Consider the following 22,642-nt stretch of genomic DNA (forward strand, 5'->3'; position numbering starts at 1 on the left):
AAACTGCGGACGTCGCGTCTTGTTCGAACGAAACCTTGCCTTGCATGCGGGACTTGCTCCCCATCATCTGTTCAGGACAAACGTGAAGACGGACGGACCAAGCTCTGCCTCGGTTCAAGCCAAGGGGGAAACGGTCCCGCCCGCCAGATCCCTCGGAGGTGGCCACCTCCGAGGGATCACGCCCAAACAATACCATCAAGGCGCGGATCAATGATGCAAGGGGGGCGAACTGGCTCTGTCGTTTGCTGGGGTGATTTACCCATGCGCTAATGCCCCGCTCGTCAACAACAAGCAGGGCGATCAATCGTCACTGTTTCACCCGATCAGGTGAACAGCGTCAGCAGGCTTTTCGGCTGGTTGTTGGCGATGTTGAGGCCGACGGTCTGCAATTGCTGCTGGACGCGCTGGGCACTGAGATTGGCGGCTTCTTCCTCGAGATCGGCATCCACCAGACGGCCGATGCCGATCTCGGTGATATCCTGCAGGTCTTTGAGGAATTCGGACCCGGTCGAGATGCGGCTGCTGGTGGCGCCGATTGCCGCACCCGCATCGGTCATGTCGTCCAGCATGGTGCTGACCGCGGCGATCATGCCGTCCAGCTCGCTGGAAGAGGTGTCGTCGTCGATGGCGATTTCACTGGCGGTGGCGGACGCCGGCACGGCGGAGCCGGCATCGAGCAGGTAATATTCATAGGTCGAGCCGCTGGAGGTCAGACCGAAATAGGAGCGGGTGAAGACACCGTCGCTGGCGTCTTCCTTGCTGATCAGGGTCGATTGCGCGGTGTCGAAGTCGATCACATCGACGGACAGGTCGCCGGCGGAATCGGTGGTGACGGAGGACACCATGGAGGTGACCTTCGGGGCCTCGCCTTCGCCCAGGTTGAGCCAGTTCTGGCCGTTGAAGGACGCGGAGGAGGCGATGGTGCCGAGCTGTTCCTTCAGCTGGCTGATTTCGGTATTGATCGCCGTCTTGTCGGAGCCGACGGCCTTGGCCATGACCAGCTTGGCCTGGATGTCCGAGACGATGCTGGTGGCGGCCTCCATGCCGAGCGCTGCCGTATCGGCGATGGCGGCCGACAGGCCGGTCGCATCCTCGGCGCTCGACAGCGACAGGTTGTTGGATTTCATGGTCGTGGCGATCGACCAGTAGGCGGCGTTGTCTGAGGCCTCGTCGACCTTGCGGCCGGAGGCGACCTTGGTCTGGGTTGCTTCCAGCGCCTTGGTCGAACCCGTCAACAGGGACAGGGCGGAGGCAGATGTCGAATTCAGGGATACGCTGACCATGAAGAGCCTGACTGATAAGAGACCGATCGACCGGCGGCGCGATTGCCGTCCGGGTCGTGACGACCGGCTTCATGCCCTTCGACCGTCCCGCCGATAACAGGGGACAGCTTCGCCACGACGACAGATATAGCGATGCCAGATTGCCGGACGGTTTAAGCATTCGTTAGAACTTTAGGGATCTCTGCGAAAACCCGCAGACGCGGCGGTTTTCGCGGCTCGGGCGCTCAATCGGCCGATGGCAGGCGCCGCATGGTGAATTCGATACGGTCGCCGTCGAGCGGCCGCCAGCTCTCGACTTCGGTCCAGTAGGCGGCTTTCGGAAAGGCATCGAACCATTCGCGCGCCTTGGCGCGGGCCTCGTCGCGTGTCAGGCAGAAGGTCTGCCGCACGAAATGGCCTTCCGTCCGCCCGGCATTGTCCTGCCGGTGCCGGGCAATCTGTCGCTTCAATCCGTCAAGCGGCGGACGACTGGGTATTTTCGTCATGAAACACACCTCTGGCTCTTGAAGATACGATCGAAACCGGCATTTTTCCAGTCAAAAAACGCGAACTGGCCGCGGCCTTGCTGGTCGGAACGGGCCGGAGCTGATAATTCCAAAACGGGATCCGCGAGTCGAAGCAAGACGCTGGGCGGAGATGGGGACTATCCATGGAACGACCTGAACTGCCGAAGGGCTGGCCGGACAATATCGAAGACAAGAAGGCGACGGCGCGCGCCTGGTTCGAAACCCTGCGCGATACGATCTGTGCCTCCTTCGAGGCGATCGAGCAGGACCTGACCGGGCCGCTGTCCAATCGCCAGCCCGGCCGTTTCGTCGCCAAGGACTGGCAGCGCGATGGCGGGGCCGGTGGCGGCGGGCGCATGTCGATGATGGAAGGCCGGGTGTTCGAAAAGGGCGGCGTGCATACCTCCACGGTGCATGGCGAATTCTCGCCGGAATTCCGCAAGCAGATGCCGGGCGCCGAGGAGGATCCGCGGTTCTGGGCGTCGGGCATTTCGTTGATCGCCCACCCGGTCAATCCCAATGTGCCGGCGGTGCACATGAACACCCGCATGGTGGTGACCTCGAGCCAATGGTTCGGCGGCGGCGCCGACCTGACGCCGGTCCTCGACCGTCGTCGCACCCAGGAGGATGCCGATACCAAGCTCTTCCACCGCGCCATGGAAATCACCTGCGGCCGCCATTCAGGCGTTGCCGACTATCCGCGCTACAAGCAATGGTGCGACGAATATTTCTTCCTGCCGCATCGCAACGAGGCGCGCGGCGTCGGCGGCATCTTCTTCGACTGGCTGCGCTCTTCGCCTGAGGCCGGCGGCTGGGAGGCGGATTTCGCCTTTGTCCAGGATGTCGGCCGGGCCTTCAACATGGTCTATCCGAAGATCGTCCGCGTCAACTTCAATACGCCCTGGACCGAAGACGATCGCGACGAGCAACTGGTGCGGCGCGGCCGCTATGTGGAGTTCAACCTGCTCTATGACCGCGGCACGATTTTCGGCCTGAAGACCGGCGGCAATGTCGAATCGATTCTCTCGTCCATGCCGCCGGTGGTGCGCTGGCCTTAAGCGATAAGGCCTTTTTTGCCGCTCTTTCTGCCCATAAATGAACCAGGGGGCATGCCATGTCGCGGGTGGCGGCGCTTTATGTTAGAGAAACTTAACTGAAATGCCCGCGACAGGCCCTGCGACACCAAATTGCATTGGGAATGGGCTACGACCATGGTATCCTTTTCTGGTAATTTTCAGGAGGAGGATTGCAATGGTTGCCTATAACAGCATGCCCATCCCCACAGGCAGCGCGCCCGGCGAACGGTCGCTCGGAAGCGCTGAATTGATCGATCGACTGGCTCAGGAATTGCGGGCGTCCAGCGATGGCGATCTGCCGCATTCCTACTTCGTTGAACAGGCCAAGCTGCAGCTTGCGGGTATCGACCTGTCGAATGCCGACAATACCAACGACGCCACGGCGCAGATCCGCAAGACTGCGGTCAACGGCCCGGCTTCGGTGTTTCATGCCTGGGCCATGCCCGAGTAAAAAGCGTCATCTGGCACGGATTGCCGGATCGAGAGGCCGCGGGGAGGAGGCCCGCGGTTTGGGTATCCCGGCGTTTCGTGCTAGTCTCCCGGCTGTCGAACCCAGTCGAAGAGGAGAGATACGATGAAACAGTTTGAATGCGGATCCATGGTTCCCGGATGCCCGTGGCACACGCGGGCCGAGGAGGAAGCGGAAGTGGTGCGCCGGGCCGTCGAGCACATGCGCACCACGCATGGCGAAACGATCATCCGCGAAACCATGGTCGACAACATCAAGGCGCGTATCAGCAACGAGGCTGCGGCGGCCTGAGGTCAGGTTACGCCGCCCGAGCCCGAGCCGAGACCAATGGCTTGGCTAACAGCGCCGGCCTTTGCTCCCGGAATTGATCGACTTGCTTGCCCATGGGACAAAGACCATGGGCAAGTCACAGGACGATCAGAGGGTCCCACCTTCACAAAAATCCACTATTTGCCGGGCGGTTTTCGACGCGGCTTGCTGCGCGGCGGGGTTTTTGGTCTGGCCGACGCCGGCGCGGCCGGGATCGGAGCCGGGCTGTCCAGGTCGGGGCTTGCGCTGGTTGTCAGCGATGCTTTCGTCCCATCTTCAGCCGCGGAGGATGGACCGATCTCCGGTGCAGCCGCAACCTCAGTCTCGGTTACCGCCTCAGTCGCAGCCTCAACCTGCATCGGCTCGTCAGCAACAGCAACCTCGTTGACGGGCGGCGCCGGGCTGTCGAGGTCGGGGCCGGCGTTGGTTATTGGTGCTTCCGCCACGGAGGATGGACCGATCTCCGCAGCCGCGAGCTCAGTCTCCGTTACTGCCTCAATCGCAGCCTCAACCTTCGTCGGCTCATCAGCAACAGCACGCTCGTTCACCGGCGGGACGGGTTGCTCGACCAGCCGGAGCAGGGCAGGGGACGACGCGGCGACGGGGACCGTCTCGGCCGGGCGGACGGCTTTCGGCGCTACGGCGAGCGGGGCTTCGACCGGGCTGGTGTCCTGAGCGGGCTCGACCGCCGCCGTGCCTGGGCCAAGAATCTCTTTCAGGGTGCGGGTGACCATCAGGCAGAGCGGCAGGTCGGTATTGGTGGAATGGCCGGCGCGCGGCACGCGGAGATCGGTTTCGATGCGCGGCCGCGAGTTCAGTTCGCCGTACCAGTCGAATTCGCCGAGGACATCGACCACATCGGCAAAGGCCGGCGGCATGGTGATGCGGGCGCCGAAGGTGACGATGCGGGCCTTCTGGCCGAGGGTTGCGAGCCGCTCGGGCGCCGTTTGCTTCAGGGCATAGAGCGCTTCCGACAGGACGAGGTTGCCCTTGGAATGGCCAGTCAGCAGGGTGAAGCGCAAATCGGGATGGGCCAGCAGCGTCTCGACCGTATCGGCATCGAGGCTGGCGCGCCGCGGGGTCTCGACCTCAAGATGGCGTTCCCGGTAGGCGCCGAAATGGGGGCGGCCGACCATGTCATCGATCACTTCGAGATCATTGCGCAGGAAGCCGAGCGGCCCGAAGAAGAAGGCGCCGCCCATGGCTTCGGTGAGGATATCACCGAGCCCATAGCCGGAGACGACGGCGGCCACCGGCGCTCCCACGGCATCGGCGACGTTGCGGGCAAAGGCGGCAGCACCGGCAGCCGACCCGCCGATGCCGGCGACCGCCAGCACATGCACGTCGCGTCCGCCGCGCAGCAGATATTCATCGACGCTGTCGCAGAGCGTCAGCATGCCGCCGCCGGTCGGCGGCACGATCATGATCAGACCTTCGGCGGCGATGGCGTCGCTGATGTAGAAGGTTTCTTCGGCGCTCAGCGCCTTGATATCGTAGAAGAGGGCATCGAGGCCGGTATTGCGCAGCCGCCAGAATTCCAGGGCCGCATTGCGCATCGGCCGATGCTGCAGGCGCTCGGGAAAAGACAGGCTCCGGGCGAACTGGGTCAAACTCAGGGTGAATGCCGTATCGAACATCAGGCCACCTCATCGTTTTACTGCTGGTTGTGAGCCTGACATAGATTTGCCACCCCGCCAAGTGCGGCACTTTAGCAATTGCGTAAAGGTTTTATGACTCCAGCAGAACCGGCCCACTGCCACCTTCTGCCAGCGTATCGCCGGGATTGCGCAAGGGACACTCGTCCATCGACAGGCAGCCGCAGCCGATGCAGCCGGTCAGGTGGTCGCGCAGCGATTGCAGTTGCGCGATGCGCTGGTCGAGCTGGTCGCGCCAGGTTTCCGACAATCGCGTCCAGTCGGCCACCGTGACCGGCCGGTCATGGGGCAGGACGGCAAGAGCGGCGCGGATCTCCGACAAGGGAATGCCGGTACGCTGCGCCACCTTGATGATGGCGATGCGGCGCAGGATCGAGCGGGCATAACGCCGCTGGTTGCCGGCATTGCGGTTGCTGGCGATCAGGCCCTTGGCCTCGTAGAAATGCAGGGTGGAGACGGCAATGCCGCTGCGGGCTGCCACTTCGCCGACGCTCAGTTCGCGCTTGCCGGCATCCGGCGGTGAGATTTTCATCATGCTGTTGACCTCAGGTATGGTTGAGGTTTTATAGACGAGCCTTGCCGATTTTCAAACCGGGAGGGACCACCTGCATGGCGTTTGCAATGATTTCAGTCAAAACCGGTCTGGCGCAGGGCCTCGCCGGTCATCATCGCCGCCGACATGGCGATGTTCAGCGAGCGCTGGCCCTCGACCATCGGGATCAGCAGCCGGGCATCGGATTTGTCATGCACCGCATCCGGCACGCCGGCGCTTTCCCGGCCGAACAGCAGGATATCGTCGGGTCGGAAAGCGAAATCCGTATAACGGCCGGCGGCCTTGGTGGAGGCCAGAACCAGCCGCCGGGCGGTGGTGGAGCGCCACTCCTCGAAGCGATCGAAGGTGACGTGGCGGGCCAGCGACACGCTTGCCAGATAATCCATGCCGGCGCGCTTGAGGTTGCGGTCGGAAATGTCGAAACCGGCCGGCTCGATGATGTCGACGCCAAACCCGAGGCAAGCGGCAAGCCTGAGGATGGTGCCGGTATTGCCGGCGATGTCGGGCTGGTAGAGGGCGATGCGGATCTGGGTCATGGCTTTGCTTTACGCGATCGGCCCGCTCCTTCTCAAGAGCCGAGGTATGGGGCCTCATGGTTGTGGTCTAACGGCAACAGGTGGCCGACAAAGGCGGGATTTTATGGTTTTCCGGCTTTTCAAGCGGTCTTGAGCCGTCTAAAAGCGATGCTATCTTCAACGCGAACCGAGGGAGGCCTTCATGATTTCCATTGCCAAGACGCGCTTCCCGGTGCCGGATTTTTATCCGCAGGCGTGACAGCGATACTCTCGCTTCTTTTCTGTAATTTCCCCCTCTGATTGTCCGTGCGGCCGAATTGCGGCCTCGCCCCTTTTGGTTCCTGGCCCTTGTGCCGGCGCGCGGCTGATCTGCCGTTCGATGCCGGTGCGGCCGTCAAAGACACGACTGGAGCATGCCCATGTTCAGCTGGTTCGAACAGCGTCTCAATCCCTATCCGGAGGAACAGCCGGAACTGCCGCCGAAGGGCCTGGTTGCCTTTTGCTGGCATTATGTGAAACCGGCTGCCCCCTGGCTCTTCCTGCTCGGCCTGTGCTCGATGCTGATCGCGGTGGGAGAAGTGTTTCTCTACCAGTTCCTCGGCAATATCGTCGACTGGCTGTCGAAGGCCGATCCGAACACGTTCCTGGAGCAGGAGAGCGGCCGGCTGATGTGGATGGCGGCGCTGCTGCTGATCGGCCTGCCGGTGGTCGGCTTCCTCCATACGCTGACCATGCACCAGGTTCTGGCCGGCAATTTCCCGATGATCGCCCGTTGGCAGATGCATCGCTTCCTGATGCGCCATTCCATGACCTTCTTTGCCAACGAGTTCGCCGGCCGGGTGGCGACCAAGGTGATGCAGACATCGCTGGCGGTGCGCGAATCGGTGATGAAGATCATCGACGTGTTCGTCTATGCCATCAGCTTCTTCGTCTCGATGCTGGCGCTGGTCATTGCCGTGGACTGGCGGCTGGTCTTGCCGCTGGTCATCTGGCTGGTGATCTATTGCGGGATCCTTGGCTATTTCATTCCCAAGCTGCGCCGGCTTTCCAGCGCGCAGGCCGATGCCCGTTCGATGATGACCGGCCGCATCGTCGACAGCTATACCAATATCGCCACCGTCAAGCTGTTCTCCCATGCCGGGCGCGAGGAGACCTATGCCAAGGGCGGCATGAACGCCTTTCTGGAGTCGGTACACCTGCAGATGCGGCAGATCACGCTGTTGAATTTCTATGTCGACATCAACAATGCCATCGTGCTGTTTGCCATTTCGGCAACCAGCATCGCCTTCTGGCTGAATGGCGCCATTTCGGTCGGGGCGATCGCCATCGCCATCGGGTTGTCAATGCGCATCAACGGCATGTCGCAGTGGATCATGTGGGAAGTTTCGGCGCTGTTTGAAAATATCGGCACGGTCTATGACGGCATGGGCATGATGACCAAGCCGCACGACATTGTCGATCGTCCGTCCGCCAGGCCGCTTGAAGCGCCGAAGGGCGAGATCGTCTATGACCGCGTCCGCTTCCACTATGGCAAGGACAAGGGGATCATCGAGGACTTCTCGCTGACCATCAAGGCGGGAGAAAAGGTCGGCCTGGTCGGCCGCTCCGGGGCCGGCAAGACGACGCTGATGAACCTGCTGCTGCGCTTCTACGACCTGGAAAAGGGCTCGATCAGCATCGACGGCCAGGACATTTCCACGGTGACGCAGGACAGCCTGCGTTCGCTGGTCGGCGTGGTGACGCAGGATACCTCGCTCTTACATCGCTCGATCCGCGACAACATCGCCTATGGCCGGCCGGAGGCGTCGGATGCCGAGATCATCGAGGCGGCCAAGCGCGCCAATGCCTGGGACTTCATCGAGGGGCTTTCCGACATGCACGGCCGCAAGGCGCTGGACGCGCAGGTCGGCGAGCGCGGCGTGAAACTGTCGGGCGGCCAGCGCCAGCGCGTGGCAATCGCCCGGGTGTTTTTGAAGAACGCGCCGATCCTGATCCTCGACGAGGCGACCTCGGCGCTCGATTCGGAAGTGGAGGCGGCGATCCAGGAAAGCCTGTTTGCGCTGATGGAGGGCAAGACGGTGATCGCGATCGCCCACCGCCTGTCGACGCTGACCCAGATGGACCGGCTTGTCGTGCTCGACAAGGGCCATATCATCGAGACCGGAACGCACGCCCAACTGGTGGCCCGCGGCGGCATCTATGCCGACCTCTGGAACCGCCAGTCCGGCGGCTTCCTGGCCGACGAGGTGGCGAACACGGAGGCTGCGGCGGAATAGCCGCGGCCTCTTAACTAATAAGATCTATTCTTATATAATGGTGGCCTGTTCAGGAGATAATCAAGGATTTCCCCATGGCCACCATCACCATTTCCCTGCCGGATTCGCTGAAGTCCTTCGTCGATGCGCAGGTTGCCGACAAGGGATACGGAAATGTCAGCGAATATTTCCGTAGCCTGCTGCGTGAGGCCCATGAAAATGATCGGCAGGCCCGCCTTGAGGCTCTTCTGCTCGAGGGACTGGCGTCAGGTCCGGGGCAGACCGCCACCCCCGCGTTCTGGGCTGACCTCAAGGCCGAAGCTTCGACGCTGATGCAGAAACACACTGATCCGAAAGTCGCCGAGTGACCATCCGGGTTCAGCCCGCGGCCCGAACCGATATTCTGCGCCAGGTTGGCTATTACGCGGAACTTGGCAGGCCAGACGTGGCTGAACGCTTTCTGGCGGCTGTCGAGGCGGCGTTTTCGTCTTTGCAGGCGACGCCGGCTGCCGGCACCCCAAAACAGTTCGCTCATCCGGATTTGTCAGGGCTGCGGTCCTGGCCCGTTAGAGGCTTCGAGGATATTCGGCTCTATTATATTGAGCACGAGCAAGAGCTTACCGTGCTTCGGATCCTGCATGGCAGGCGGGATATCGATGGTATCTTCAACGACGAAGGTGGTTAGGCGCTGCCGGGGCAGGTTTTCCAAAGCCGCCTTTCATTACAGAATTATAATCTCGCCGGGTCTGCATTTTCTTGGACGCGTCACGGAATCCGCCTATATCGCTCTGCATGTCCGTTCGCTCCATCGCCCGCCTGTTCGAATCCTGGATCAATCCCTTTGCCCGCCGCGACGACCTGCGGCCGCCGGAGGGCACCTGGGCCTTTGTCTGGTTCTATGTCCGCCAGGCCAAATGGGCCTTTGCCGCCATGGCGCTGTTCGGCGGGCTGGTCGCCATGCTGGAGGCGGCGCTGTTCTGGTTCGTCGGGAGGCTGGTCGACGTGCTCGACACGGTGTCGCCCGAGGCCGGCTGGGACGGGTTGATCGCCAGCCACGGGCTTGAACTGCTCGGCATGATGCTGGTCGTGCTGATCGGACGGTTTATCGTCGTCAGCTTCGGCGCGCTGGTCGAAGAACAGGTGATCGTCCTCAATTTCTACAATCTGGTGCGCTGGCAGGCCTATGTGCATGTGGCCCGGCAATCGCTATCCTTCTTCCAGAACGATTTTGCCGGACGCATCGTCACAAAAGTGTGGTCGGCCGGGCAATCGACCGGCGACCTGCTGACCTCGCTGCTGCAGGTCGGCTGGTTCATGGTGATCTACACGATCTCGACCATGGCGCTGGTGGCACAGCTCGATTGGCGGCTGGCGGCGATCATCGCCGCCTGGGTGGCGGTGTTCTGCGTGCTGGCGCGGCTGTTCGTGCCCCGCATCCGCCGCCATGCCCGCGACACGGCGGAAACGGCCTCCATGCTGAATGGCAGGCTTGTCGATTCCTATGGCAACATCCAGACCCTGAAGCTATTCGGCCGGGAAGAACAGAACGATCACTATATCCGCGACGGCTTCGACCGGTTTCAGGATTCGATGCGGCCCTTTGCCCGGTTGCTGACCGGCGTGCGCGCGTCGCTGGCCTTGCTGTCGGGCATCATGATCGTGACGATCGCGGCGCTGTCGATCGACCTGTGGTTTGCCGGCGCCATCACCGCCGGCGGCGTGGCCTTCACGCTCGGCCTGGTGCTGAGACTCAATATGCTGCTCGGGCGGATGATGACGCAGCTCAACAGCATCATGCGCAATATCGGCACGATCCAGAATTCGGCCGAGCTGATTTCCAAGCCGATCGGGCTGACCGATGCTGAAGATGCCGCACCGCTTGCCGTGCGCGAGCCGGAGATCCGCTTCGAGGATGTCTCCTTCCACTATGGCCGCGGCAAGGGGGTGATCGACCACCTGACGCTGACCATCAAGCCGGGTGAAAAGGTCGGCATCGTCGGACGCTCCGGGGCCGGCAAGTCGACGCTGGTCAATCTGCTGCTGCGCTTCTACGACGTGGAGCAGGGGCGCATCCTGATCGACGGACAGGACATTTCAAAGGTCACGCAGGAAAGCCTGCGGGCGCAGATCGGCATGGTGACGCAGGATACCTCGCTGCTGCATCGCTCGATCCGCGACAATATCCTGTTTGGCCGCATCGATGCCTCCGACGAGCAGTTGCGCAAGGCGTCGCTCAGGGCCGAGGCACTTGATTTCATCGAGCGGCTGGAGGACCAGCGGGGGCGCCCGGGCTTTGCTGCCCATGTCGGCGAACGGGGCGTGAAACTGTCGGGCGGCCAGCGCCAGCGCATCGCCATTGCCCGGGTCATGCTGAAGGATGCGCCGATCCTGGTGCTGGACGAGGCGACGTCGGCGCTCGATTCGGAAGTGGAAGCGGCGATTCAGTCCAATCTCGACCGGCTGATGCAGGGCAAGACGGTCCTGGCGATCGCCCACCGCCTGTCGACCATTGCGGCCCTCGACCGGCTGGTGGTGATGGACAAGGGGCGCATCATCGAGCAGGGCAGCCATGCCGAACTGGTCGAGAGCGGCGGGCTCTACTCGGAACTCTGGGCGCGGCAGTCCGGCGGATTCCTGGCGCTGGACCAGGAGAGCGACGAGGATGGCGTCGGCGAAGGATGGAGTGGACCCCGCGGTCTGGACCAGCGAGGCGCTTCAAACTAAGCCGTCTACCGGGCAAGTTGGGTTATTCCCAGGCGATCGATCGCCAGGCGCGTTCCGTGCCGCCTCGTCTCCTTACGGATCGCCTGCGCCTTTCTCCGCGACAGACGACGAAAGCGCAAAGAGCAGCGCGTTCGATTGTTGCGGGCTCGATCCGCGGTAATAACAGCTTACTGTGTAGCGTCCTCTGCGACAGGGTAGGTCCGCGGTACTGGCTGTCGTCACGTTCCCGACCGTCAGACCCTTTCGGCCGACTTCGATCTCGCCTTGCGTGAGAAGGCGATAGCCGTCGTCGGCACTTGCGGGCTCGAAATTCACCTGCACGCTGACCTCCGCATCGTCGAGCGCCGGGACGACAACGCCCTTCGGCCCCCACCATGGGAGGGGGCCGTTGGGCAGCGGATATGCCGACGGGTCCGCCTTGTCCCACAGGCCGATCTGGCCGTAGTTGACGTAATGGACGCCGGCATAGGATCGATCAGTTTCCGCCATAGCAGACTTGCACTCCATTGACGACGCCGAGGTTCAACTGGTTGGCCTGCGGCACATGGCTGGTGGCGACGTTGAAGTTTCCGCCGTCTCCAATGTGGTTCTGATTGTAGAAAACCGCCAGCATTCCGCCCTGCGTGTTGTTTTCGACCAGCGGTACGATCATGGCCTGATTGCCGGCTCCGCCTTGCGTCGAACTGGCAAAGGCATATTCGTCGCAGGAAAACACGACTCCCCCAAGCTCATTGTTAAGCTGGGTGACGGTGTTGGTATAGGCGGCGGTGCAGGAGGCGCTTCTGTTTGCAGCGATGGTCTGTTGATTCATCGTGCGCGTCAACTGCGCGGGGCGACCGGCCTGCTGTGCGGTTGCGATATTGTAGGTGATGCAAGGCAGGCCGATGCCGTCGAAGGTGATCGTCTGGGCGGCGGCGACCGACACTTGACCGGCGAACAGTGCGACGCCGAGGGCGGCAGAGGCGAAGCGACCGACGCGGCGACCGTCACCGCTTGTGGTATTTGCAGTTTTGATCTTGACCATGGGACTATCTCCATAGAAAATATCATCCGCTCTCCCGAAATGACCGTGTCATTCGGCAAGTAAAGCGAAGGATATTTTGTGGATTCGTGAGGGCGCAGGTGTCCTATCCGCGAATACCTGTTCGCAGATTGACGGTTTGCTCTTTGGTTTTATTTGAATCTAGGTGTTGTTGTTCTACATTTATGAGGCCTCCGTGATTGTGAATGTTCCGTCAATATTGTATTCGGCGGTCAGGACCGAGGAGCCTTTGCTGAAGTCGCATTCCCCTGCGTTACCGGTGTCGTAGGTGACGATTTGCCCGACCGGTATCGAACCGGTCTTGACGTAGTAGATCGGTAGCGGCGCGCATGAGAGCTGGCTGCTGGGCTTGGGGGAGAGGAAGCTCGACAGGATGCTGCTGCCGTCATGGTTCATGGCCGCGCAACCGCAATAGAGATCCTCGACCGTTCCGGGGCTGAACGTCGGGATCTCGATGCCGAAGCTGCCGGTGGCCATGCCCGTTTGATGGGTGGGGGTGGACAGACCCAACGGGTCGATCGAGAGGGTCGTATCGTTGGCAGTCGTGTCCGTTCCCGAGACCGTCAAGGTGATCGGCTGAGCGGCCGCGGAGAGGCTCACGGTGTCGGTTACGGTGCGGCGGGACAGCGTTACATTGAGCGTGACGAAGGAACTGTCGGGATTGCGGCAGATGGCACCAGCATAGATCTGCACGTCGAAACCGAACTCCAGCTGGGCTCCGGATGTCGCATTCGGCGCCAGGGGGCCGGTGGCCAGGCTCGAGGAGCGGATGACTGCACCTGAACCCGAACCACTGAAGCTTGCCTGTTGCTGGAACGCGTAGAAGCTCGTGGGGTCATTCGACATGTTCTTGATGATGACCTTGTACTCAGCGGACATGTCACGCTCCATGAACAGAAGCCCGTCAGGGCGTCTCTTTGCGACAGGTTGAACCGGATGGCGATCGACCCGAGGTGATCGACCCGAGGCGGCCGGCCCGGGTTGGGCCGACCGCCGTCGCGTTCGACGGCCTTACTCGATGGTCTGGGTCGTCCAGGTGCCGTCGGCATTGAGAGTGACGTCGATCACCGTGTGGCCACCGGTAAAGTCGCACAGGGCGGCGTTGGTGCTCGATTGGGTGAAGTTCATCACGGTCCCCGGCGTGTAGACGCCCGTCTGGACGTAATACTGGAGGATCGGCTGGCAGTCGGTATTGCTTGCGGGGTTTGCCACCACGAAGTTCGACAGCGCAATGCCACCATTGACCTCGACGGCCGAGCCGACGTTATAGATCGCGGGAGGCTGGTAGCTTGGCGTCGTGATGCGGAAGGCGCCGGGCTGCAGGCCTGTGCCGGCGGTCGGGGTGGAGAGGCCGAGCGGCGCGACCGTTGCGGTTGTCCAGTCGCTGGCCGATCCGGATGCCGGAGCAAGATCGATGGCACGCATTGCCGAGGCATAGCCGGAAGTCTGTCCCACCTGAGGGGTGCTGTTCGCCTGCTGGATGCCGGCATAGTATTGCAGGTTCACCTGAAATGTCAGCATGGCCCCTGTTTGCGAATAGCTTCCCAGGCTCTCCGAGAACAGAGCGTTGCTGTAGACGGTTGAGCCACCGGCATAGATTGCCGGCTGCTGGAAGAAGTAGAAGTTCTGTGTTGCGGACTCCATATTCGTCACATTTATAGTGAGCAAGGTCGACATGTTCTTTCCCTCTTCGTTGTTAAATTAAAACCAGGCAGATCGACTATGTGGAAAATCTTCGGCTCTACATCTTCTTCTGCCACCGAAAGTTACTTGCATATCAATAATGCAATCAACTTTTGATTGTTTACTTGCGCGTGAAATTGGAGTGATTGTTACGCTGGGCGCAACGAGGGGCTCTGCGAGAGAGCTTGGACGAGGTCCGTCAGCAGGGATCGGATCTTCGGCGGTTGAGTGCGCAGCGACAAAATCCACTGCAGTTCGGCACTCGTCAGTTGGTTGTCCCGGTGCCAGTCGATGTTGCCCCGGCCAAGCAGCAGCCAATCCAGCGAAACATCGAGCCTTTGCGCAAAGTCGCAGGCGTTCTTTAGCGAAACATGACCGCCGTTCTGCCAGCGGGACACGGCAGCGACCGATACTTTCAATTCCGCCGCCAGGGCCTGGGTCTTACTGAAATTTCTATCTGCCATTGCGCGGCGAATGCGTTGGCCGCGGATACGATCCTCACTCATGTTGTCCTCCTTGTTCGCAATCCGAACAACGAGACGCGTAATTTTGGTCATTGCAACCTTCGGTGTTGTGCGCAAGAATGCATGTATGCCGTCCGAGATCGACCCGCTGCTGGTGATGGGCAAAGGACAGCTCATCGAGCAAGGCAACCATGCCGAGACGGTGGAAAAAGGGGAGGGCTCTACTCGGGCTCTGGCGCCGGTCCGGCGGATTCCTGGTGTTGGATCAGCAGAGCGACGAGGAAGCTGTACAGGGCGCGGCGGGGCGCCTTTCCGGGCTCAGGCGGCCGGCGGAATAAGGATTTCGGCGATCAGGCCGTAGTGGTTGGACCCCAGATTGTCTTTCAGGCGCTGCAGCGACACGGGGACAAGGGTCTTCGACACAAAGATATGGTCGATGGCGATGCCCAGCGGACCGGCGGCGATCGGCCAGGTGGCGGGCTCCCACCCGGTGGTGGTCATGCCGCTGACGTCAAGGAAATCCTGCATGTCGGGGGCGATGGCGGAGGCATTGAAATCGCCGGCCAGCACGAAGGGACCGCCGGCATAGCCGATGATCTCTTTAAGAATTTCCAGCTCGCCGCCATGGTAGTCGTCGAAATACGGTTTTGTCAGATGGGCGGCGGCGAAGTGGACGATGCGCCCGTCGATGTCGATATCGGCCATGGCGAAACGATCCCTGCGCAGGTCGCTGAGGGCGCCAACGACCGGCTTGACGATGGGCCGACGCGACAGCAGCAGCAGGTCGCAGGTATCGGTGCCCACGCCGCAGCCGATGCGATAGGGATAGGCCGCCGACAGGCGATCGAGGAAGGGCTCGAGCGGTTCGGCCTCCATGATAAAGGCGATATCGGCGCCGGAGGCGAGAATGGTCTCGGCGATCCGGTCGCCATTCTCGCGATTGTTGCCAAGGATGTTGAAATGCAGGATCCGGACGGTCCGGCCAGCGGCCATCGCTGGACCCGTTGCATCCGGCAGAACCTGCCATTGCATGAAAAGCCCGTGAAGGGCGACCAGCAGGGCGGCTGCCATCAGCACGACCGGGTAGGGGCCTCGGCTCAGGGCATAACACAGCGCCGCGCCCACCATCACGGCAAGGCCTATATGGATCTGCAGACTCTGGACAAAGGTCAAGGGCCAGAGATATGCGACATAACGCAGGCAGATGACCAGCAGGCACAGGGACAGAATGGCGCCGATGACGCAGGACGTCTTTTCTCTCATCGTATACCGATATTCTTCTGTCCGATGCCGCTTCCTCTTGGGCGGGACCATGCCCGAGATCTGTGTGCGTTGCAACATGATCGGGCTTTGGCGGCGGCACCATGCACAGCCAACAGCAAATGCCGCTCAATACCCGCGTGATCCAATGGCTGCAGCGGCGAAGTTTTTCCGCGACATTGTGGCCCCATCCCCCTGTGAAGACTGGACAGAATTCGATATCAAGCTTAGAACGCGCCCAATTGGCGGGGAATCTGTGGCTGCTTTGTGGCTGTCGCGGATTGGCCGTTTACGGGGGTAATGCGGTTTGTCGCAGCACTTTGCGAAGAGGATGGTTTAGCGGTGAGCGAACACGATACGAATAGCGAAAGCATGGGCGAGCCCACTCGCCGCGATTTCCTTTATTTGACGACCGGCATGGCCGGCGCGGTGGGCGCGGTCTCGGTTGCCTGGCCGTTCATCGACCAGATGCGGCCGGATGCCTCGACGCTGGCGCTGGGCTCGATCGAAGTCGACGTTTCGGCGCTTGAGCCGGGCATGTCGCTGGTCATCAAATGGCGCGGCAAGCCGGTGTTCATCCGCAACCGCACCGACAAGGAAGTTGAAGAAGGCAAGCAGGTGCCGATCGCCGATCTCAAGGATCCGGTCGCCCGCAACGCCAATGCCGATGCTACCGCTGAAGCAACGGATCTCGCCCGCTCGGCCGGCGAAGGCAAGGAAAACTGGCTGGTGATGATTGGCGTCTGCACCCATCTGGGCTGCGTGCCGCTTGGCCAGGCCGGTGATTTCGGTGGCTGGTTCTGTCCCTGCCACGGCTCGCACTACGATACCGCGGGCCGTATTCGCAAAGGCCCGGCGCCGGAGAACCTGCCCGTTCCAACCTTTGCATTCGTGTCCGATACTGTGATCAAGATCGGCTGAGGGGATAGAGAAATATGAGTGATCATTCTAGCTACCAGCCGTCGACCGGCCTGGAAAAATGGGTCGATGCGCGCCTGCCTTTGCCGCGCCTGGTCTATGACAGCTTCATCGCCTTTCCGGTGCCGCGCAATCTGAACTATGCCTATACCTTCGGCGCGATGCTGGCGGTCATGCTGGTCGTGCAGATCCTGTCGGGCGTGGTTCTGGCCATGCACTATGCCGCCGAAACCACGGTCGCCTTCAACTCCGTCGAAAAGATCATGCGCGACGTCAACCACGGCTGGCTGCTGCGCTACATGCATGCCAACGGGGCGTCGTTCTTCTTCATCGCCGTTTATCTCCACATCGCCCGCGGCCTCTACTACGGCTCCTACAAGGCGCCGCGCGAAATCCTGTGGATCCTCGGCGTGGTCATCTACCTCCTGATGATGGCAACCGGCTTCATGGGCTACGTTCTGCCCTGGGGTCAGATGTCCTTCTGGGGCGCGACCGTCATCACCGGCTTCTTCACCGCCTTCCCGCTGATCGGCGAGTGGATCCAGCAGTTCCTGCTCGGCGGCTTTGCGGTCGACAATCCGACGCTCAACCGCTTCTTCTCGCTGCATTACCTGCTGCCCTTCATGATCGCCGGCGTCGTCATCCTGCATATCTGGGCCCTGCATGTCACCGGCCAGACCAACCCGACCGGCGTCGAGGTGAAGTCGAAGACCGACACCGTGCCGTTCACCCCTTATGCGACCCTCAAGGATGCGTTCGGCGTGTCGATCTTCCTGATCGCCTATGCCTGGTTCATCTTCTACATGCCGAACTATCTCGGCCATCCCGACAACTACATCATGGCCGACCCGCTGAAGACCCCGGCGCATATCGTTCCTGAATGGTACTACCTGCCGTTCTACGCCATGCTGCGCGCCATCACCTTCAACGTCTGGTTCATCGACTCGAAGCTTGGCGGCGTTCTGGTGATGTTCGGCTCGATCATCATCCTGTTCTTCCTGCCCTGGCTCGACACGTCCAAGGTTCGCTCGGCCGTCTATCGCCCCTGGTACAAGCTGTTCTTCTGGTTGTTCGTCGTCGACTGCATCCTGCTCGGCTGGCTCGGCTCGCGTCAGCCGTCGGATCTCTACACGCTGATGGCGCAGTTCGGTACGCTTTACTACTTCGGCTTCTTCCTTGTGATCATGCCTCTGCTCGGCCTTTTCGAGACACCGCGGCGCGTTCCCAATTCGATTACCGAGGCAGTGCTTGAAAAAAGCGGCAAGTCTGCCGGCGCAAGCGCCTGATTGCTGCGATAGAGGGAAAACACAGATGAAAAAGCTTGTTACAAGCATCGCTCTGATCGCGGCTCTCACCGGGTTCGGCGCCGCCACAGCGGTTGCCGAGGAAGGACATGATCTCGCCGAGGCCACGCACCATGCAGCCGCTTTGGGCCACTATCCGATCCTCAAGCCGCACAATCTCGACTGGAGCTTTGCCGGCCCGTTCGGCAAATTTGACAAGGCCCAGCTGCAGCGCGGCCTGAAGGTCTACAAGGAAGTCTGCTCGGCCTGTCATTCGATGAAGCTGGTGCCCTTCCGCATGCTGGAAAACCTCGGCTATTCGGCTGATCAGGTGAAGGCCTTCTCGGCCGAGTATGAAGTCCAGGACGGTCCGAACGCGGATGGCGAGATGTACACCCGCAAGGCTGTCGCCTCCGACTACTTCCCGTCGCCGTTCCCGAACAAGGAAGCAGCGGCTGCGGCCAATGGCGGGGCTGCCCCGCCGGACTTCTCCCTGATTGCCAAGGCCCGTGGCGTGGAGCGCGGTTTCCCGCTTTTCATCTTCGACATCTTCACCCAGTACCAGGAAGGCGGCCCGGATTATATCTACTCGCTGCTGACCGGTTATGTGGAGCCGCCGGAAGGCGTGCAGGTGGCGGAAGGCACGCATTTCAACCCGTATTTCAGCGGTGCTGCAGCCCTTGCCATGGCGCAGCCGATCTCTGACGATCAGGTGACCTATGACGACGGTTCGCCGCAGACCCTGGACCAATATGCCAAGGACGTCTCGGCCTTCCTGATGTGGGCTGCCGAGCCGCATCTGGAAGACCGCAAGCGCACCGGCTTCATGGTCATGGTGTTCCTGGTGATCTTCTCGTCGCTGGTCTATCTCACCAAGAAATCGGTGTATTCCAACAAGGAACACTGAGCTTTTTCAGCAGACACTTTTGAAAAAGGCGGCCTTCGACGGTCGCCTTTTTTGTTGCCATTGGTACGGTCTGCCGGTTCCTCGCTACATCAGAATATTGGCAAATTCCCGTTCGCAGGCCAGACGATCCAGCGGTCCGAGCGCGCCAAGCCGGCGTAGGATCAGCTCGTTGGGAATCGTCGCCAGGCGCCAGCGCACGACGCAGGCTTGTGGAAGGTTGGCAGCTTCCAGATCCGCCAGCAGAACATCGCTCGGCCAGGACGAGGCCTTGGCGGTGGTGACCATGGCCACGACGGTGGCGTTGTTGCGCTCATTGAAACCGGGACCGGACAGGACAACGGCCGGCCGTCGTTTCAGGACGGGTATATCGGCAAAGGGAAACGGCACGACGATCGTCTCGTACCGCTCACAGATCACGGAATGCCTCGTCGTCTTCCTTGCTGTCCCATTCAGGAAACAGGCTGGCGATATTGCGAAGATAGTCGTCCGACATGCGCACTTCCCGGAGCGAAATGACTTCGCCGCGCCTGGTCCTGTACCACTCGCTCCAGATTTCTTTCATGCTGCCGTCTGGTCGAATGGCATCGGTCGGCCTGCCGTCCTTGCCCGTCTTCATGCGGACCCATCGGCCGATCACGCCGTCGGCTTCGAGGTGAATGCCTTCCTCGGCACGCATGGTGCGGAGCCTGGTCTGCAGTTCGATGCTGTCCACGTGTTTGAACCAGATGGCGGTATCGGCAATTTTGATGCGGGGTTCCACGGCGCGCTCTCCAAGCGTGTTGGTGAGGGGTGCATAGGGGGTACTCTATATGCGCTCCATCCCCTGTCAATCCCCTCCACTCGACACCGAAATTGATCGTCGCAGGGATGGACATTGCCTAAGCGAAGGGTCAATTTGCGCCCGAATCCTCATCACCTCACGGACCATCATGAGCCCCGAAGCACAGACTTACCTCCTCGATTCCATCCGCTCCATTCCCGATTATCCGAAGCCCGGAATCGTGTTTCGCGATATCACCACGCTGCTGGGCAATGCGCGGGCGTTTCGCAGGGCGGTGGATGAGCTGGTGCAGCCCTATGTGGGTCTGAAGATCGACAAGATCGCCGGCATGGAGGCGCGCGGCTTCATCCTGGGCGGGGCGGTGGCGCATCAGCTGTCGGCCGGTTTCGTGCCGATCCGCAAGAAGGGCAAGCTGCCGCACACCACCGTGCGCATTGCCTACAGCCTGGAATATGGCGTCGACGAGATGGAGATGCATGTCGATGCGGTGCAGCCGGGCGAGAAGGTCATCCTGGTCGACGACCTGATCGCCACCGGCGGCACGGCGGTCGGCGCCGTGCAGCTTTTGCGGCAGATCGGCGCCGATGTGGTTTCTGCCTGCTTCGTCATCGACCTGCCGGATCTCGGCGGCCGCAAGAAACTCGAGGCGCTGGGTGTCGAAGTGCGCACGCTGGTCGAGTTTTCCGGCCACTGAGGTTTAGACCCCGTGGCGTTCCGCGAGAGGGGCGGGCGCCTCGACCAACCCTTAGGGTTTGGAAATACCCTTATTGGTCTTGTCGGACTCTTTAGTCTTTGCAGGCGTCGCAGCGTCGCCCTTGCCTTCGCGTGCATGGGCTTCCGGTCCAGCCACGATAACGCGGTGATCGGTGTCGACCTTGGCATCCGCCTCGGCCTGTCGCTTGTCCTTGTGCATGGTCGTCTCCCGTTGTTGTGACTGAGGGGAGAACGGCAGCAAGGCCGAACGGTTCCATGCCGGGTTCTCATCGTCCGGCCAGGGCCAGACGGATGCCGAGCAGCAGGAAGCCGGCGGCAAAGATCCGGCGGATCAGCACGGTCAGCTGCGGACGGGACAGGACTTTGTCGCGGGCCATGGCGGCGAAGGTGCCGTAGAGGGCGAAGATCACGAAGGTCATCACCATGAAGGCGAGGCTGTAGCCGGTCATGGCCGCAAGGGCGCCGGGATCGTCCGGATGGACGAATTGCGGCAGCAGCGCCAGGAAGAAGATCGACAGTTTCGGGTTCAGCAGGTTGATCAGCACGGCATGGCGGATGATCTTGGCGGCCCCCTGCTGTCTGGTTTCGCCGGGAGGCGCAAGCAGAGACGTGTCGCGCCAGACCGAAATGGCCATCCAGATCAGGTAGAGCGCGCCGGCGAGCTTCAGGATGTTGAAGGCGGTGTCGCTGGTGGCCAGAAGTGCTGCCAGTCCGACCATGGCGGCCGCCATGTGCGGCACGATGCCGAGCGTGCAGCCGAAGGCGGCGACGATCGCGGTCGCCCGTCCCTGGGCGAGACCCATGGCGATGGTGTAGAGGGCGCCGGTTCCCGGCGTGGCGATGACGATCAGGGATGTCAGGGTGAATTCCAAAAGCATGCTGTACGCTCCGTTTCTCTTCAGGAGACGATAGCGGGCGCGGCGGCCTGCGGTCTTGAACACAATTGCAGCGTCAACGCTGTCCGGCGAAGGCGGCCGGGGTGAGGCCGTAGCGGCGGCGGAAATCGCGGGTCATGTGACTCTGGTCGGCATAACCGGCCTCAAAGGCGACGTCTGCGAGCGGACGGCCCGACCGGATGAGCGCGCGGGCACGGCTGGCGCGGCGCTGCATGAGATAGGCATGCGGCGTCAGGCCGTAATGGGCGGCAAAGGCGCGCAGTACCTGGAAGCGGCTGAGACCCGCCTCGTCGGCCATCAGGGCCAGGCTGAGATCTGCATCCGGCGCATCGTCGATCAGCGCCTTCACCCGTCTGAGGCCGGGATGCAAGGGGTCGGCCAGGCAGGTGCTCCTTGCGGACAGCAGACCGGCCGTCAGGGTCAGCAGGGCTTCTTCGCCGGCCAGCGACGAGCGCTCGGACAGCCCGCGGTAGGCGTGGGCGAAGCGCTGGGCGATGCGGCGGTCGGAGAGCACGGGTGCGTGGAACTCCCCCTGGCCACCCGCCTCAGGATCGATGCCGTCTGCCAGCGAGCGCATGAGTGAAGGCTCGAGGTAGAGCATGCGCCAGCGGCGGTTCTCGTTGCGCAGCGGGCTGCCGTCATGGACCTCGCCGGGATTGACGGTGATGACGTCGCCGGCACCGGCCGTCACCTGGCCGCGGCCGGAGGCCGACAACTGGCCGCCGGCCTCGATCAGGCCGATGCCGAATTCGTCATGGCTATGGCGCGGAAAGGCATGCGCCGTGTCGGCCAGCACGGCGCGCAGGCCGGGCTGGATGGTCTCGACAACGCGAAAGCCGGTCTGCGCCGCCATGGGTTCAGGCGCCGATCGCCTTGACGACATCCGGCTCGATGGCGGCGGGCGTGGTCGTCGGGGCATAGCGGGCGATCGGCACGCCGTCGCGGCCGATCAGGAATTTTGTGAAATTCCACTTGATCGCCTCGGTGCCGAGAATGCCGGGCTCTTCATGGGTCAGGTATTTGTAGAGCGGATGGGCGCCGTCGCCGTTGACCTCGATTTTCGAGAACAGCGGGAAGCTGACCTTGAAGGTCAGGTCGCAGAAGGTGGCGATCTCGGCGTCGCTGCCTTTTTCCTGGGCGCCGAACTGGTTGCAGGGGAAGGCCAGCACGGTGAGATCGTCCGGATATTTGTCCTGCAATTCCTGCAGGCCTTCGTATTGCGGGGTGAAGCCGCAGGCGCTGGCAGTGTTGACGATCAGCAGCACCTTGCCGGAAAATTCCGAGAGGTTTCGGCTCTTGCCGCGGATGTCGGTGGCCTGGAAATCATAAACGTTCATGGGTCTGTCCTT

At 61.7% G+C, this 22,642-nt stretch carries 28 protein-coding genes; 11 read left to right on the plus strand and 17 right to left on the minus strand.

Features of this window, described 5'->3' with window-relative positions; all coding sequences use genetic code 11:
* Window positions 1-323: 323 nt before the first annotated feature.
* The gene (locus tag HGO38_RS28815; protein ID WP_250959228.1) at window positions 324-1,283 is read right to left on the minus strand and encodes a flagellin N-terminal helical domain-containing protein; all 960 of its coding nucleotides are present in this window, start codon (window positions 1,281-1,283) and stop codon (window positions 324-326) included.
* A gap of 224 nt (window positions 1,284-1,507) precedes the next feature.
* Window positions 1,508-1,768, minus strand: a complete 261-nt coding sequence (locus HGO38_RS28820) for a hypothetical protein (RefSeq protein WP_250959229.1) — start codon at window positions 1,766-1,768, stop codon at window positions 1,508-1,510.
* Between the two features lie 164 nt (window positions 1,769-1,932).
* Here HGO38_RS28820 and hemF point away from each other — a divergent pair, with 164 nt between their 5' ends.
* The 3 genes from hemF (at window position 1,933) to HGO38_RS28835 (ending at window position 3,625) form a co-directional block, all read left to right on the plus strand.
* Window positions 1,933-2,847 carry an oxygen-dependent coproporphyrinogen oxidase gene (gene hemF / locus HGO38_RS28825; protein ID WP_250959230.1) on the plus strand — a complete coding sequence of 305 codons (915 nt, stop codon included), beginning with the start codon at window positions 1,933-1,935 and terminating at the stop codon, window positions 2,845-2,847.
* A 193-nt stretch (window positions 2,848-3,040) separates the two neighbouring features.
* A complete protein-coding gene (locus tag HGO38_RS28830; protein WP_250959231.1) occupies window positions 3,041-3,316 on the plus strand; it encodes a hypothetical protein in 276 nt (91 codons plus the stop codon).
* 123 nt (window positions 3,317-3,439) lie between these two features.
* On the plus strand, window positions 3,440-3,625 hold the full coding sequence (locus HGO38_RS28835) for a DUF1059 domain-containing protein (protein WP_250959232.1): 186 nt from the start codon (window positions 3,440-3,442) through the stop codon (window positions 3,623-3,625).
* Window positions 3,626-3,780: 155 nt separating this feature from the next.
* Here HGO38_RS28835 and HGO38_RS28840 read toward each other — a convergent pair whose 3' ends face one another.
* The 3 genes from HGO38_RS28840 to HGO38_RS28850 form a co-directional block, all read right to left on the minus strand.
* On the minus strand, window positions 3,781-5,280 hold the full coding sequence (locus HGO38_RS28840; protein ID WP_250959233.1) for a cell envelope biogenesis protein OmpA: 1,500 nt from the start codon (window positions 5,278-5,280) through the stop codon (window positions 3,781-3,783).
* A 91-nt stretch (window positions 5,281-5,371) separates the two neighbouring features.
* Window positions 5,372-5,830, minus strand: coding sequence for a redox-sensitive transcriptional activator SoxR (gene soxR / locus HGO38_RS28845; RefSeq protein WP_250959288.1), 459 nt, complete (start codon window positions 5,828-5,830; stop codon window positions 5,372-5,374).
* A gap of 95 nt (window positions 5,831-5,925) precedes the next feature.
* The gene (locus tag HGO38_RS28850) at window positions 5,926-6,387 is read right to left on the minus strand and encodes a tRNA (cytidine(34)-2'-O)-methyltransferase (protein WP_250959234.1); all 462 of its coding nucleotides are present in this window, start codon (window positions 6,385-6,387) and stop codon (window positions 5,926-5,928) included.
* Between the two features lie 398 nt (window positions 6,388-6,785).
* On the opposite strand from HGO38_RS28850, the gene HGO38_RS28855 reads away from it, so the two are divergent.
* The 4 genes from HGO38_RS28855 to HGO38_RS28870 all read left to right on the plus strand — a co-directional run bounded on the left by HGO38_RS28855 (window position 6,786) and on the right by HGO38_RS28870 (window position 11,345).
* Window positions 6,786-8,642 (plus strand): ABC transporter ATP-binding protein, encoded by a 1,857-nt coding sequence (locus HGO38_RS28855; protein WP_250959235.1) that lies wholly within the window; start codon window positions 6,786-6,788, stop codon window positions 8,640-8,642.
* Window positions 8,643-8,716: 74 nt separating this feature from the next.
* Window positions 8,717-8,989, plus strand: coding sequence for a ribbon-helix-helix domain-containing protein (locus HGO38_RS28860; protein WP_250959236.1), 273 nt, complete (start codon window positions 8,717-8,719; stop codon window positions 8,987-8,989).
* On the plus strand, window positions 8,986-9,306 hold the full coding sequence (locus HGO38_RS28865; RefSeq protein WP_250959237.1) for a type II toxin-antitoxin system RelE/ParE family toxin: 321 nt from the start codon (window positions 8,986-8,988) through the stop codon (window positions 9,304-9,306). Before HGO38_RS28860 ends, HGO38_RS28865 begins: the two co-directional genes overlap by 4 nt.
* Before the next feature lie 107 nt (window positions 9,307-9,413).
* Entirely contained in the window at window positions 9,414-11,345 is a 1,932-nt protein-coding gene (locus HGO38_RS28870; protein WP_250959238.1) for an ABC transporter ATP-binding protein, read from the plus strand.
* A gap of 72 nt (window positions 11,346-11,417) precedes the next feature.
* Here HGO38_RS28870 and HGO38_RS28875 read toward each other — a convergent pair whose 3' ends face one another.
* The 6 genes from HGO38_RS28875 to HGO38_RS28900 form a co-directional block, all read right to left on the minus strand.
* Window positions 11,418-11,834 carry a hypothetical protein gene (locus tag HGO38_RS28875; protein ID WP_250959239.1) on the minus strand — a complete coding sequence of 139 codons (417 nt, stop codon included), beginning with the start codon at window positions 11,832-11,834 and terminating at the stop codon, window positions 11,418-11,420.
* Complete coding sequence (locus HGO38_RS28880; RefSeq protein ID WP_250959240.1) at window positions 11,821-12,369, minus strand: NucA/NucB deoxyribonuclease domain-containing protein; 549 nt, start codon at window positions 12,367-12,369, stop codon at window positions 11,821-11,823. Before HGO38_RS28880 ends, HGO38_RS28875 begins: the two co-directional genes overlap by 14 nt.
* A 180-nt stretch (window positions 12,370-12,549) precedes the next feature.
* Window positions 12,550-13,266 (minus strand): hypothetical protein, encoded by a 717-nt coding sequence (locus HGO38_RS28885; protein WP_250959241.1) that lies wholly within the window; start codon window positions 13,264-13,266, stop codon window positions 12,550-12,552.
* Between the two features lie 132 nt (window positions 13,267-13,398).
* Entirely contained in the window at window positions 13,399-14,064 is a 666-nt protein-coding gene (locus HGO38_RS28890) for a hypothetical protein (protein WP_250959242.1), read from the minus strand.
* A 155-nt stretch (window positions 14,065-14,219) separates the two neighbouring features.
* Window positions 14,220-14,576: a helix-turn-helix domain-containing protein gene (locus tag HGO38_RS28895; protein WP_250959243.1), complete on the minus strand. Its 357-nt coding sequence runs from the start codon at window positions 14,574-14,576 to the stop codon at window positions 14,220-14,222.
* Between the two features lie 276 nt (window positions 14,577-14,852).
* Window positions 14,853-15,797 (minus strand): endonuclease/exonuclease/phosphatase family protein, encoded by a 945-nt coding sequence (locus HGO38_RS28900; RefSeq protein ID WP_250959244.1) that lies wholly within the window; start codon window positions 15,795-15,797, stop codon window positions 14,853-14,855.
* A 339-nt stretch (window positions 15,798-16,136) separates the two neighbouring features.
* On the opposite strand from HGO38_RS28900, the gene petA reads away from it, so the two are divergent.
* From petA to HGO38_RS28915, 3 genes are read left to right on the plus strand one after another with little or no spacing between them, the layout of a single operon-like run.
* Entirely contained in the window at window positions 16,137-16,715 is a 579-nt protein-coding gene (gene petA, locus HGO38_RS28905; RefSeq protein ID WP_250959245.1) for a ubiquinol-cytochrome c reductase iron-sulfur subunit, read from the plus strand.
* Window positions 16,716-16,729: 14 nt separating this feature from the next.
* The gene (locus HGO38_RS28910; RefSeq protein WP_250959246.1) at window positions 16,730-17,998 is read left to right on the plus strand and encodes a cytochrome b; all 1,269 of its coding nucleotides are present in this window, start codon (window positions 16,730-16,732) and stop codon (window positions 17,996-17,998) included.
* A gap of 25 nt (window positions 17,999-18,023) precedes the next feature.
* Window positions 18,024-18,902, plus strand: a complete 879-nt coding sequence (locus HGO38_RS28915) for a cytochrome c1 (RefSeq protein WP_250959247.1) — start codon at window positions 18,024-18,026, stop codon at window positions 18,900-18,902.
* Window positions 18,903-18,986: 84 nt separating this feature from the next.
* On the opposite strand, the gene HGO38_RS28920 is transcribed toward HGO38_RS28915, so the two are convergent.
* Together HGO38_RS28920 and HGO38_RS28925 are read right to left on the minus strand one after the other, a co-directional pair.
* Entirely contained in the window at window positions 18,987-19,319 is a 333-nt protein-coding gene (locus HGO38_RS28920) for a type II toxin-antitoxin system PemK/MazF family toxin (RefSeq protein ID WP_250959248.1), read from the minus strand.
* Window positions 19,309-19,662, minus strand: coding sequence for a hypothetical protein (locus HGO38_RS28925; protein ID WP_250959249.1), 354 nt, complete (start codon window positions 19,660-19,662; stop codon window positions 19,309-19,311). The genes HGO38_RS28920 and HGO38_RS28925 overlap by 11 nt, the downstream gene beginning before the upstream one ends.
* Before the next feature lie 169 nt (window positions 19,663-19,831).
* Between HGO38_RS28925 and HGO38_RS28930 the strand changes: the two genes are divergently transcribed.
* Window positions 19,832-20,377, plus strand: coding sequence for an adenine phosphoribosyltransferase (locus HGO38_RS28930; protein ID WP_250959250.1), 546 nt, complete (start codon window positions 19,832-19,834; stop codon window positions 20,375-20,377).
* 51 nt (window positions 20,378-20,428) lie between these two features.
* Here the strand turns inward: HGO38_RS28930 and HGO38_RS28935 are convergent, their stop codons facing one another.
* From HGO38_RS28935 to HGO38_RS28950, 4 genes are all read right to left on the minus strand, one after another.
* On the minus strand, window positions 20,429-20,596 hold the full coding sequence (locus HGO38_RS28935) for a hypothetical protein (protein WP_250959251.1): 168 nt from the start codon (window positions 20,594-20,596) through the stop codon (window positions 20,429-20,431).
* 67 nt (window positions 20,597-20,663) lie between these two features.
* Entirely contained in the window at window positions 20,664-21,275 is a 612-nt protein-coding gene (locus HGO38_RS28940) for a LysE family translocator (RefSeq protein ID WP_250959252.1), read from the minus strand.
* 73 nt (window positions 21,276-21,348) lie between these two features.
* On the minus strand, window positions 21,349-22,146 hold the full coding sequence (locus tag HGO38_RS28945) for a helix-turn-helix transcriptional regulator (RefSeq protein WP_250959253.1): 798 nt from the start codon (window positions 22,144-22,146) through the stop codon (window positions 21,349-21,351).
* A 4-nt stretch (window positions 22,147-22,150) separates the two neighbouring features.
* Window positions 22,151-22,630 carry a glutathione peroxidase gene (locus HGO38_RS28950; RefSeq protein WP_250959254.1) on the minus strand — a complete coding sequence of 160 codons (480 nt, stop codon included), beginning with the start codon at window positions 22,628-22,630 and terminating at the stop codon, window positions 22,151-22,153.
* Window positions 22,631-22,642: the final 12 nt, after the last annotated feature.

Origin of the sequence: Rhizobium sp. CG5, from assembly GCF_023701945.1 — a bacterium.
Lineage (GTDB): Bacteria > Pseudomonadota > Alphaproteobacteria > Rhizobiales > Rhizobiaceae > Allorhizobium.